The organism is Cyclobacterium sp. SOCE241, assembly GCF_056867545.1.
Map to the genome: position 1 here is coordinate 2,145,907 of NZ_CP149779.1, position 13,095 is coordinate 2,159,001.

Genomic DNA, 13,095 nt, shown 5'->3' on the forward strand with positions numbered 1-13,095 from the left:
GAAAATTCGTTCATTCGGAAAACTCCGGAAGAGTGAGATTTTTGTAGAAAGAGGTGTGAGCTCCTGGTATAACAAAGAAAAAGATACGATTTTGGCGGTATAGTTGCTTTTTTCCTGCAATTATACTGACAAAATCTCGACTTTAATTGAGCTTTGAAAATCCCATAACTCTTTGCATGGTTTCTCAAAAAATAAAAAATCGGCTTCGATAGTATATCAAAGCCGATTTTTATTATAAACTGAAGCAACTAGATTATTTCAAATCAAACCGATCAGCATCCATTACCTTCGTCCAGGCCTTTACAAAGTCATTTACAAACTTTTCTTTGCTATCGTCTTGAGCATAAACTTCGGCATACGAACGTAAAATAGAATTGGAACCAAAAACCAGATCCATACGCGTAGCGGTCCATTTTACTTCACCCGTATTTCGGTCGCAAATATCATAAAGCCCCTGCTCCTTCGGTTTCCATGTGTTCGCCATATCTGTAAGATTAACAAAGAAATCGTTTGTCAAAGCACCGACATTATCGGTAAAGACACCATGTTTGGTATTGCCATAATTTGTGCCTAGCATTCGCATACCTCCAACGAGCACGGTCATTTCCGGCGCAGTTAGTCCCATTAGCTGGGTTCGATCGAGCATCAATTCTTCAGAACTTACGACGTAGTCTTTTTTGCTGTAGTTGCGATATCCATCAGCCAATGGTTCTAGTGGATCAAATGAATCTGCATCTGTCATTTCATCGGTAGCGTCTCCCCTACCGGGTGAAAAAGGAACAGTAATATCAAAACCTGCCGCTTTGATGGCTTGCTCTACACATAGATTCCCTGCCAATACAATGGTATCAGCAATACTGATCCCAAATTCAGCAGCGATAGGTTCGAGTACAGACAATACATGGTCCAATCGCTCAGGTTCATTGCCTTCCCAATCTTTTTGAGGGGCTAAACGTATTCTGGCGCCATTTGCTCCACCCCGCTTATCAGAATCCCGATAGGTGCGTGCACTGTCCCATGCGGTGGCCACCATCTCTGCAATTGATAAACCGGAATCGGCAATTTTCCCTTTTACAGCTGCCACATCATAATCCGCTTTTCCGGCAGGAACAGGGTCTTGCCATATCAAATCTTCCTCCGGCACATCAGGTCCAAAATACCTAACTTTTGGTCCCATATCCCTGTGGGTTAATTTGAACCAAGCACGTGCAAAGGTTTCTGAAAAATATTCGTGATCATTCATGAATTTCAAGCAGATCTCTCTGTAGATAGGGTCCACCTTCATCGCCATATCGGCATCCGTCATCATTGGATTTAAACGGATACTTGGATCTTCAACATCTACCGGTTTGTCCTCCTCTTTTATGCTTACCGGTTCCCACTGCCAAGCTCCTGCAGGACTTTGACGAGGCTCCCATTCATGATTGAACAGCATTTCAAAAAAACCATTGTCAAATTTGGTAGGATGCGTTGTCCATGCACCTTCTAGGCCACTTGTCACTGCATAGCGACCTTTTCCGGTTTTGGTAGGATTGTGCCATCCCAACCCTTGTTCTTCCACATCCGCAGCCTCAGGTGCCGGGCCCAAAATGCTTGCATCACCGTTGCCATGGGTTTTGCCTACCGTATGTCCTCCGGCAGTTAAGGCAGCAGTCTCTTCATCATTCATGGCCATCCGGGCAAAGGTTTCACGGATATGCGCTGCAGTTTTTAAAGGATCTTGTTTACCATTGACTCCTCCGGGTTCACATAAATTAACCCCATTTGCACAGCTGCCAAAGGGTTTTCCATGGTTGATGGATTCTCCACATTATCATATCGCTCATCACTTGGTGCCAACCATTCTTTCTCAGCTCCCCAATAAGTATCTTTTTCAGGATGCCAAATATCTTCCCTTCCAAAGGAGAAACCATAGGTTTTTAACCCCATGCTCTCATAGGCAATGGTTCCTGCCAGTATAATTAAATCCGCCCAACTGACTTTATTGCCATATTTTTTCTTAATGGGCCAAAGCAATCTTCTGGCTTTGTCCAAGCTAACGTTATCGGGCCAAGAATTTAAGGGTGCGAACCGAAGGTTTCCTGCACCTCCGCCACCACGCCCGTCAGAAATTCTATAGGATCCGGCTGAATGCCAAGACATACGAATAAATAAGCCACCATAATGTCCCCAATCTGCCGGCCACCATTCCTGACTATCAGTCATGAGCGCATGCATGTCTTTTTTAATGCTTCAACATCAAGCTTTTTTAACTCCTCCTGGTAATCAAAGTCCTGACCTAAAGGATTTGTTTTGCTGTCGTGTTGATGCAGAATATCAAGATTGAGGGCATTGGGCCACCAACTCATAACGGATGCGTTGACTGAAGTATTTCCGCCATGCATTACAGGGCATTTACCGGCCGAACTACCATTGGCAGAGGTATTATCGTTGCCTTCAGCAATGGTTACGCCTTCATCCTGTTTTTCATGGTGCGGGCATTTGCTTTCTTCCTGTGATGCTTTTGGGTTTTCATTTTTGTCCATAGTTGAAAAGGTTTATTACTGTAAAATTTTTACCAATCAAATTCAAACACATGCTCAATTATCAACTCAAGATTTAAATGACCTTATTTTATGAAAAAAGTCATTTTTAAAATTTTGAACTAATAAAAGCTTCACGTTAGACAATCAACAAAGACCCCATTATTCAGGAAAGAATTTTCAACAAATTAATTTCACCTACTTACAGTTACTAAATTAAAAAAGTCCCTGATAATAATCGGTTTAAATGCTTATTGCCGTTTTACAAAATAGCAATTTATTAAAGAATTTCAGCAATAGAACGAAGAAAAAATCATTTTTTAGATTTTACAGACTTTAGATATAGTCAATAAAGATAACAGCCATTCCCTGATCCAAAAATAAACTTGAAAGCTTACACGTAGAAATGGCTGTAAGTACTCCTTATAGTTCTACCACATTAAATTCAATGTCAACCGTTCCATCGTTTGGATGAGGAATAATATTCGGAGTAAGTTTATCTGAATCAAAAAGACCTGATTCAATGATTTTCTTTTGAGAAGACATCAATTTACTTCTAGAGAACAAGTCACCCTTTGCAATATCTACCATTTTAAGGATTTTTTCTGTCGACACCTTTTTGTTTCCAGTAATTAAAATTTTGTCAATTTCGGAAACCTTTCCCTCGAAAATGTTAAAGGTTATGTCAACTTTATTGCCTATGATTTCTTTATTCATTTCTATAGCGAAGTACAGGTAGCCTTGATCCATAAATAAAGAACCCAAATCACGTCCTTCCGGCTGATAGGAAAGCTTTTCATTAATCACTTCTTCATTAAACGGATCTCCAGTTTTAAGTCCTAAATATCCTGATAAATAATCATCGGAGTAGTGTGAATTCCCTTCCCAAAAAATGTTTCCAATAACATAAGGAATACCTTTGGCTTCAATATTTTTCTGAGTACTACTACTTTTTGGGACAAAGGAGAATGCTACCATTAATAGCATTAAGCACGGCCCTACCAGAATGTACCGCAGAGCGATACGCTTTTTGTATTTGGTTTTATTTAGCATAATGATTCGTTTTTTTATAGTGTTCATTGAAAATTGATGGGTTAAGAAACTACTCCCTTTGTTAGAGGCAAGTTTTAATATGAGCTTAGAATAGCTTTCAGTATTCCCTTTAAATGCATTGGCTTTTGCATCGGCATAATACTCGTGGACATTATTGAGCTCCTTTTTCATTAGTCTAAGAACTGGATTAAACCAACATATTAAGATGGAAAGCTCCATTAAGAGATTATCTAACGTGTGACGTTGAGTAACATGTGCTTTTTCATGTTCAATTACCTGTGTAAACTCCTCCTCCGAAATAGCTAAATGGCTCCTATTTATAAATATATAATTCAAAAATGAAAAAAATGAGGGGCCCCGATCTATGAAAATGATTTTAATGCCATCCTCTTCAGAAAATGCATGGTTCCGGGTAAGTTTTATAACTGCAATAATTCCACTAAAGAGTTTCCAAAATCGGTATGAAAATCCAATTAAATAAACCAAACTTAAAATGGTCATCAACCAGTTAACATTAAAAATTGTAGCATGTATAGACATATTTTTGTCCGGTACAATTGGCAATTCTATATGCCCAAGTCTATGAAAAACACTTATTGATGCGTCACTCGCAGGTGCATTCCAAAAAGGGATACTAATTAAAGGAATAATAAAACTAATAATGGTAACTGTTAACAGATAGATCCTATTGGCTTAAAAAAAGAAAGATGACGAAAGACTGTCCAAAAAAGAAGACCAAATAGTGTCTGACAAACTGAGACTTCAATCAAATATATAAGCCAGTTATTCATCTCCTTTGTTTTTATAATGTTCAATAAGGGATGAAATCTCCGTAATTTCTTTTTCTGTTAGTTCGTTTTCTTTAGCCATGAATGAAACCACATTATCAAATGAACCTTCAAAAAAATGTGATACCATATTTTTCAATAGCCCTTTCTTGTACTTTACTTTTGAAATACAAGGTGCGTATTCATGAGTTTTTCCAAAGGCCCTATGATTTACGTATCCTTTGGTTTCCAAAATTCTAATTATTGAAGACACTGTAGTATACGGTGGTTTTGGGTCTGGAAACTTATCAAGGACATCATTTACAAAACCCCTTTCGATATCCCAAAGTATCTCCAATACTGCTAATTCTCTTTGTGTTAATTCTTTCATAGAACAAATATATAACGCATACTTGAGTTATTCAACTCATGAATGAGTTATATAACGTTAAATTGCGTTAAAATATTCCTTAAAAAGGTTAAATGCTGTGGATTGGTTATTGTAACCGAAATTTTTTTGGATGATTACCTTATATAGCGATGGGACCTGATAACTGATTACAAAAAGTCCGGCTATACCAAAAAGCTTTGATTAACACTAACAACCTCTGCTAGCGCTATTGAATGATCACCTGCAGCTTCTGATCTTTACCTGTCAGTAGGGTAATTCCTGAATTCTCATTGTCCCTAAAACGAACTTCCTTAGGTATTTTGAACCCTCGATCAAAAATATAAACAGGGTATTTTCCATCAATTGCTTCTGCAGGTATAGCTGCTACCTCCATCTCCCCATTGTTTTTTGTGAAATATCCTACAGCAATCTCTTTCCATTTAACCGCAGACCTTCCGCACCTATTGATCTCTGTTCCCTTCTTGTCAAAAAAGAGGATGCTGTAATAATCCTTTTCCCCTATGCGGGAAATTGGTCGATTATAAATGGCTACAAATTCATTTCCTGGTAAATCCAAGCTAAACTCTCCCTCCTCGGTGGCTATTGGAGCTCCAAGCCTAAAATCTGTCAATAGATTCTCCGGATCAGGCTGCTCCTGATTTAGCTTGAAATTTCCGCTTATGATAGCTGAGAAATTTGGACCCTCTGTAAGTGAGTTAACCGAAATCAATTTCTCATCTCTATTAATACTTCCATTTAAATCATCCTGAAATTTGAACCAGTCTGCATAAGGTGCATAATCATCTAACACATACCAAAGTTTAACGAAAGCATTTTTTGGTGGTTAATTGTGGTGTTTTCCAAAGAAAAGAACACACAATGCAATACAATTTCTTCTTTTACGTGGATAAACCTATTCCGACTTACGGTGTTTCCTTCGGTGTTGATTTTTATTCCTATTGTTGAATTGGCAATGGTATTGTCTGATATAAGATTATAAAAAGCATAGTCACGTCCTTCGTCTGTAATGTCATTTCTTGTGTCTCTTCCCATGCGTGAGCCTATATGTATGGCTACCGAATAACCATCAAATTGATTGCCGCGGATAATATTATAGTGAGGCATCTGCTCCCGCAAATTATTGCTTTCCCCCATATTCCTAAACATGGAAATGCCAATTCTCCTTTGTTCTGATTTTATATGGGATTTAGCAAATTCATTGTTACTGATTTCACTGTCGAAAAAAGTGTCCCCAATAAAATCCCCATAGGAATGCTGATGCTGACTGAGGGTATTGTCCCTAAAAAAATTGCCAATAAATTGATTTCTACGACTTTTACTCCCGGAGTATATGGCTCCATAGCCATTTTCATACAGCCGGCAATTCTTCATCAATGTGTTATATCCATTGGTATAAAAACCTACCCTGTTGCGGGTGAAAACACAATTTTCCACAATCAAACGATGTTGCTCCTGATCTCCTGAACCATTTATTTTAACACCTCGCTTCCACCCCATAAATGTAAATCTCTTTATTTGAGTTGGCTGGATCCCTGCTGCTTCAGGAAGATTATAGAATATGCCTCGAAGTTCATTTCCTTCTTTCCATGGTTCCTTTCTTAAGGCATACAATTCATCAAGAGGAAGGCTTTGGTTGGTGGTTCTTACATCCATAACCAATCCATTGCCATCCATCACAATACCTTGTTTTGCGATGGTAAAAAGAGATTTATTGGTAAACTGCTTACTTATTTTCACCAACCAGGGTTCTTTCCTTGATTTGAATTTAACAGAAGTATCCACATCAAACTGACGGATCAACTCTCCTTTATCATTGTACCAGGCAGCCCAACGGTCGGTATTCCAAGGGTCAAAATCCCCCTTTCCATCCTGTAAAATATCCTTAATATAAAAAACACTTTGATTTATTTCAGACGCTTCCTTAGATGCTTCATCTTGGGCAACACTGAAATTATAGCTAAAAATAAGGGCTATTATTGATAAGAATGATTTTGTTATCATGTAGGTATTGGGCTAATTATTAATTGTATATACTAATCCTAAGCTAGGGTAAAATCTAACTTAAAATAAACCAATTAATTGTTAATTAAACCTATAAACCGTTGAAAATTTTAAACTTGAAATTAAATCATTCTCTACCCTACAAACGCTAAGCTTATTTTCCCATCAAAATGCAGCTTATTTAAAAACAACTATTTCCCCATTGCAATTGGGCGTTTGAATATTACAGGTTTTAATTCCATCCCCTGAATAAGCGTAGGTATAAGTTCCCTGAAAACCATCGTCCTCATCTACTTCGACCTGAATTGTTAAGTGCTCTATCACATCAACAAAATCCGGAGACCCGGGAGGGCAGCACACAAGTCATAGTCTCTTTCATAATTTATAGTCAATGTCTCACCATTAAAGTCGTAAAAACTAGTTACTTCCCCCTCGTTAAACCCATCAATGCTTAAAGGGTTTTCTATGGTAATTGAACCATCCTCCTCGAAGGTAATGGTTCCTTTAGCCGAACAAGCACTGTTCATAAACTCAAATCCCCAAGTTCCTGTCATTTTATTGCTGCAATCAATGATATCATCCTCAGATTTTTCAAAGCAAAAGTCTATCTGCGAATCATACTGTGAGATGTCCACTGCATTAAAAAAGAGGACACCATTCTCCAGATTCCCAACCAATGAAAGAGCTTTAATCGCTTGATTAAAAGCTTGTGATCCAATAGAATAGTTACCGGGGCAGGAATTTATCACTCCGTGTAAACTATTGCTTGTATTTCCAATAATAGAAATAAGTTGCCCCATCCCTTGAGAAGTAGAGAGTTCATTTTGAGTCATTTGTTGGAGAACTGTTCCCGCATGACCATAAAAAAAGGAGCCAATACTTATGGCACATTCTGAATTTTTCATCAGTTTCCCTAGGGTGGTAGATACAATCCCTACAATTGACGAACTTATATTGGCACCATTTCTCCAGGCCGCATCACCTGCCCAAGAATCGGCTTTTAATGTATAAACCTGCGCTGCTGAAGGAACTTGAAACTTTATTTCCTGGGGTGTAAACAAGTCAAAATTACCCGTCACAAAATTACCAATCGTTCCCCAAGATAAAATCTCTTTGTTAACCCCATCCACCAGATAGGGATCTCCAAATTCCTTATTGTTTTCATCATACAATTGAAGGGAATAAGCCATGCTACTCGACTTATTGGTAAGGTTTACGGCATCATTGTCTATTTCCATTACCAATGGGGCAATTTCAACTTCAATCCTACTCAACAAGGAATGCTGAAAATCACCTATAGCTTCAACAATAACATCACTGGCCAAAGGATTAATTTCGCCAGAATTAATTCCTTGGACAATCAAATCATGGTAAGCATTGAATTCCGGCAACAAAGCGATCTCATCAAAGGCTTCTTGCCTTGCCTCTACGGAAAGGTTCATGACCCAAGGGTGTATCATGGCAAGACTCTGAGCTGTAGTTTTGGAATCCAGAATCACCTCTTCAGTAGTCATTGGATTTACGATATTCATCAATACTATATCACCTTCAGGGTTAGTGGCATAGACCAATTCCATCGCATTGTCATCAAACAGTTCTACTGAACCCTCACCATTGGCTAGCTGATTCTCATTGGTAAAAAGCGATGAAACAGTTAACTCAGATAATTTGAGAGAGGTATTCTCAGGTAAATTTAGCGATACATTAAAATCTTTTGTCTCTGCTATGGGCCATGTGGGTTCCATCTCAGGCTCCACACTGTCACAACCCACCAATAACAATATTGAAATAAGAAAAATGCTTATTTTATTCATATTAAAAATTATGATTAGGAAATTACTTAAAAACTAAAGTCAAAAAACAAGGATGAAACATGAGGTGATTTTGGGGGAAATTTTTCAGTTTTATCTACTGATTTTAACTTAAAAATAAATTGTAAATTTTAAATTACAAGGGTTCTTACTTGAAAAATGATAATCAAGAGAACTAAACAAAAGGATATTTGCTCAATACCATGCCACCCATACATCTATTTAATTGATTTTAAGTGAGATACGTAAGTATTGGTATGGGAGAAAAAATTACTCCCAAATTGTTTCCAAAAAGATTAATAGCCGGCTCTCCTTAGGCAAAACTAGAAAAAGCATTATTTAAACAGAGATAATGTAATCAAATTTCACCAAGCCCCTAGAATCCCTCCCATTAAAGTAAGAGCAAGGATGCAATAACCTGCATTGATTAAGAATGCCTTGAAGGACCGGTTTTCAAATAGATACAAGATTCCCAATAAAGTAGCCACCCAACCAAAACCTGCCAAGAATCCAGCAATCAGACCATAGGACATATCGGCATTTACTCCAATAAACAACTCTAGGTTCAAAGCAGCAACAAAGGCCAATAATAATGACAAGCCAAATACCTTAGACATATTCCTAGTATTCAAGTCCGATTCTGTAAATCCAAATGCACGCATCCAAGCCTTACCAAATAATGGTCCATACCAAATCCCTCCTACCAAGAAGGAGGATCCTGAGGCAACTATGACCGATAACCAATTGATGTTTGCAAAAGCTGATACCATATCCATAATGCATTGTTATTTTGTTCTTTACAATACTAGTGGTATTTGAAATCCTGAAATAGTAAAAAATTAACCTTTCTTATCCAGTGGAAAAAAATTCGTTCCCTCTTGAAAACCTTGTTGAATAAATTTCAAAGGATTAATTCCTGAAAAATGCTTAAATTCCTTGATGAAATGTGACTGATCTGTGTATTCCATTTGATAAGCAACCTGCGCCCATTCTATTTTGTTAGCTTGATGGATTTGCCGTAAAATTTCATTGAAACGAAGCATGCGTTGATAATATTTGGGCGTCAAACCCACATATTTTTTGAATTGGTCTATCAGGTGTTTTTGAGATTTTGAATAGCCTTCAAAAATTTCTACCGAATTGATTACCGGTTCATTCTGTAGCTTTTCCAAAACCTCTAATAAATCAGTCGGAGGGATTTTATCTTGCCGAAACCTGTTGAGCAACCAGTTCTCAGCACTTTGAAACTTTTCTTCAGTCGTTTTCCGGGTCAATATCTCCTCCCTTAAAGCAAGGATTTCTGCACCAAACACCTCCTTCCCGGAAATTACGCTGTCATTCAACTCTTGTATGGGAAAGTGAAAAAATGGAAAAGCGCCAAAAGCTTTAAATTGGATTACAAACAATTCGGACTGTTGGTGTGCAGAAATGGAAATATGATTTTTTTGCATACCTGAAACCCAAACTTCCCTAAAAGTGGCAATCGGTTCTAAAGTTTCATTGTTATAGGTACTTCTTTGGAAGCCATCTAACTCAAAAATAATAAATACGTGTCCAGTGGGAACCACCCGTTCAATGGAGTGATCCGGCATAAAATCCGTCAAATGAAATATGGCCTCGATATATTGATTTAATATTCCTTTGAGTAAGTGTCTTTCAAGTGGCACTGCTGATTCTGATTGGTTATTCTTATCAATATAGACAATTCAAGGATTGAAATGTAAAATAATGCAGTTTTATAAGATTAGATTTAGATTAACCAGCTCACTAATCTTTAAAACCAAGAAAAACCCAACCATTTGACTAACCTTATAATCATCTAAAATGATTGATATTTATAACCGTGAGCGGAAAGCCCTCGATTATAAATATCAATAACTCATTATTGAAGGTCAAGAATTTTTAGAATCCAAATAATGTACTCAATCAATTGATCTCAATCTTCACCAGTCTTTCTTTAAAAATTTTGCTGCTACTCCTAAATAGGTATTGTCTCCTACTTTGGATATGGTTCCGGGAATCAACCAGAACTTTTTTAATTCACCACCTTTGCTGGATTTCAAAATCGTTTTAGCACTTACTTCTCCTTTGGAATTTATTTGTCCAACACGGATTTCTCTTTCAAGTGGTTCATTGTAAATAAAATAGATGGTACCACTCTCATACATTTGATAGATCCCATTGGTGTTAAGAGTAATGTCTTTTTGTTGTTTATTAAAATTTTGAATCCAATTGATTTCACCATTTTGAGAAATATTGGTGAATTGAAAATCATTGTTTACATGGTAAATTTTACCATTGTACGTATAGGACTCATAGTACTCTGAGGCCAGCGTAATGCTATTGTCCTCGTTAACAAATATAGATTTGATATAAGTGTTGGAAGGGACCTCCATCTCTTTACCGTTTTCAAGCTTTCGTTTTTCTTTTCCTGATAAATAATCTTCGCTTTGGTACAAAAAATCCATTTTATTTTCATTGGAAAAGGGAATGAATTTTTGCTTGTCAATTGCCAATGTAAAAGGGTTTAAACTCTGAACAAACAAGCCATCAATTTGCTTAAGCTTCTTATCATTGGAATAATAACCGGCCAATCTTACATCTTTGTTTTTATCCTGAATAAGGGACATCCTTAACAAATACTTGTCCGTATTTTTAAGATAAGTGATAACAGGGTCATCAATGCCCCTATAAAATGAATACATAAAGTGCATAAATTCATTGCCTCCTTTTACTATGTCCACCTTACTCAACATATTAAACACCCCTTCATTGGAAAGGCGAATATTTCCATTGCTATTTAAAGATTTTATCATGCCAAATAACTTGGTATCCGGTCCACTCTTGTCGTATTCAGGAATACTCGTATTCATTTGCCATTCTGAGTTCATCAAAGCATCAAATACCTCAACATATGCTTCAGACCCATCATTGCTCTTACTACCCACAAAGGAGAAAACGGCGAATTTGCTATTATCTTCTGAACGAATAATATTGTAATTTGACCTTCGGTCTAGTTTCTTATTAATGATGGGCAATTCTGAAACCAATATTGGCGCTTCAAAAGCCAAGGTTTCTTGGTCCAGTTTTTTCCTGAACAAACGATTTTTATTGTTAAACGCATCTGAATAAAACAACCATATGTCTTTTTCCTTGTCCTGGTAGAAGAATTCGAAGCTTTTGTCTTTCGCTTTATTCATGACAGTCATCGGAATATCTTCTATTTTTCGGCTTTTCTCAAGTTCATACTTTTGGTTAAGCTTTTCCACGACCAACACACCTTTTGTCCCCACTCCTTTTCCATACAATGAGAAACCTTTGGAAATAGCCCGCAATAAAAAGTGTCCATCATCTACCGTTCCAATAACGCCTATTGTACCCGTTAACAGTCCTTTTGAAGTTGGATCTGTAATTTCCACATTTATCGTCTTCTCTTGAGCAAACAATTCAAGTTGAAGCGATAGAAAAATTAATGCTGCTAGGTAAAATTTTACTTTCATTCTCTTATTGATTTATGGTAAAAATTATATTAAACTTTTATAAAAATTATGATTCCCAATTCAAAGAAGTTGAGTAGGAGAATTTTTAAGATTGTACTTAATTCTATTCCTCACAAAATCACAACTCTGAAGAAATGTAGCTACTTTATAAATTACCTCCCGGTTTTGTCGCTTGGTATGCATTCAAATTGAAAGAAAATTTGGGTTTAATTTTGAGAGGAATTTTCTCACTAGGTGATAAGCTAAGACAGTTTTTTATCTTCCTAAATACTTCTCCCCTCAACCTGATTTCCCTTGTCTTTTCATAGCAATAATTACTGGTAGCAAAACTAAGAAATAAATATTTTTTAAACCAACTTTTTTGTATTTTAAATGTAAAAAAATGTTTTACGATAAATTATAAGGTAGTTCAAATCCAATCTGGTATAAGTTTAGCGAAGTGTAAATTAGACCTATAATGCCGAAAGTTTTCAACTTCCATCAAAGAAGAACAAGCTGTTCCAATCCCATAATTAGTCAGATAGATTCTTGCCATAATAATTTGCCTAAAGCCACGAAAGCGAGTAAATCCATGCCATCCGCAAGCTATATCAGGGGGCTATTAAAGAAAAAAGAATGGCTTTATTATTATTATTATTATTATTATTATTATTATACATCTTTACCTGGCCCCTCTCGTTTCACCGGCGGCTGAGCGGAGCCGAAGCCTTAGGCTGAAGATCTTGCAATGCCTACCCCTTCGGCTGGACTTTAAGATCGGAAACCCAATAAATCAAAGAAATCAATTCATAGGAATGGGGTTTAGCCCATTTTTAAGGTTACAAAATATCATCTGGCTTTAGCCAAAGATTAGTGATCGAAAGGGTTTGATTTGTGGCTACCTCAAATTTGAAACAAAAAATCACTCTGAGAAGGAATCTCATTTGACTTATCAAGTCATCACTATTGTTTTGACCACCTACTTATGATATAAAGGTGGCTTCTTGTTATAATTAAACATTTGTGTAAATTAGGTGATTAATAAGTTTA

Annotated in this window: 9 protein-coding genes and 1 pseudogene; all 10 read right to left on the minus strand. The window is 36.8% G+C overall.

Features of this window, described 5'->3' with window-relative positions; all coding sequences use genetic code 11:
* Positions 1-253: 253 nt before the first annotated feature.
* A pseudogene (gene katG / locus WG932_RS10580) lies at positions 254-2,384 on the minus strand (catalase/peroxidase HPI).
* Positions 2,385-2,945: 561 nt separating this feature from the next.
* Complete coding sequence (locus WG932_RS10585) at positions 2,946-4,115, minus strand: POTRA domain-containing protein (protein WP_483087897.1); 1,170 nt, start codon at positions 4,113-4,115, stop codon at positions 2,946-2,948.
* Positions 4,116-4,358: 243 nt separating this feature from the next.
* Positions 4,359-4,733, minus strand: a complete 375-nt coding sequence (locus WG932_RS10590; RefSeq protein WP_014018133.1) for a BlaI/MecI/CopY family transcriptional regulator — start codon at positions 4,731-4,733, stop codon at positions 4,359-4,361.
* Positions 4,734-4,959: 226 nt separating this feature from the next.
* The gene (locus tag WG932_RS10595) at positions 4,960-5,544 is read right to left on the minus strand and encodes a hypothetical protein (RefSeq protein ID WP_483087898.1); all 585 of its coding nucleotides are present in this window, start codon (positions 5,542-5,544) and stop codon (positions 4,960-4,962) included.
* Positions 5,538-6,755: a right-handed parallel beta-helix repeat-containing protein gene (locus WG932_RS10600; RefSeq protein ID WP_483087899.1), complete on the minus strand. Its 1,218-nt coding sequence runs from the start codon at positions 6,753-6,755 to the stop codon at positions 5,538-5,540. The genes WG932_RS10595 and WG932_RS10600 overlap by 7 nt, the downstream gene beginning before the upstream one ends.
* A 177-nt stretch (positions 6,756-6,932) precedes the next feature.
* Entirely contained in the window at positions 6,933-7,079 is a 147-nt protein-coding gene (locus WG932_RS10605) for a hypothetical protein (RefSeq protein ID WP_483087900.1), read from the minus strand.
* Positions 7,076-8,569, minus strand: coding sequence for a hypothetical protein (locus WG932_RS10610; protein ID WP_483087901.1), 1,494 nt, complete (start codon positions 8,567-8,569; stop codon positions 7,076-7,078). The genes WG932_RS10605 and WG932_RS10610 overlap by 4 nt, the downstream gene beginning before the upstream one ends.
* A 362-nt stretch (positions 8,570-8,931) precedes the next feature.
* Positions 8,932-9,342: a DUF1761 domain-containing protein gene (locus WG932_RS10615; protein WP_483087902.1), complete on the minus strand. Its 411-nt coding sequence runs from the start codon at positions 9,340-9,342 to the stop codon at positions 8,932-8,934.
* Positions 9,343-9,405: 63 nt separating this feature from the next.
* Positions 9,406-10,233 carry a helix-turn-helix domain-containing protein gene (locus WG932_RS10620; protein ID WP_483087903.1) on the minus strand — a complete coding sequence of 276 codons (828 nt, stop codon included), beginning with the start codon at positions 10,231-10,233 and terminating at the stop codon, positions 9,406-9,408.
* A gap of 276 nt (positions 10,234-10,509) precedes the next feature.
* Positions 10,510-12,066 (minus strand): hypothetical protein, encoded by a 1,557-nt coding sequence (locus WG932_RS10625; RefSeq protein WP_483087904.1) that lies wholly within the window; start codon positions 12,064-12,066, stop codon positions 10,510-10,512.
* Positions 12,067-13,095: the final 1,029 nt, after the last annotated feature.

Coding starts and splice junctions, on each gene's coding strand:
- WG932_RS10585 (WP_483087897.1), bottom strand. CDS start 4,115: ATGTCTATACATGCTACAATTTTTAATGTTAACTGGTTGATGACCATT.
- WG932_RS10590 (WP_014018133.1), bottom strand. CDS start 4,733: ATGAAAGAATTAACACAAAGAGAATTAGCAGTATTGGAGATACTTTGG.
- WG932_RS10615 (WP_483087902.1), bottom strand. CDS start 9,342: ATGGATATGGTATCAGCTTTTGCAAACATCAATTGGTTATCGGTCATA.
- WG932_RS10610 (WP_483087901.1), bottom strand. CDS start 8,569: ATGAATAAAATAAGCATTTTTCTTATTTCAATATTGTTATTGGTGGGT.
- WG932_RS10600 (WP_483087899.1), bottom strand. CDS start 6,755: ATGATAACAAAATCATTCTTATCAATAATAGCCCTTATTTTTAGCTAT.
- WG932_RS10625 (WP_483087904.1), bottom strand. CDS start 12,066: ATGAAAGTAAAATTTTACCTAGCAGCATTAATTTTTCTATCGCTTCAA.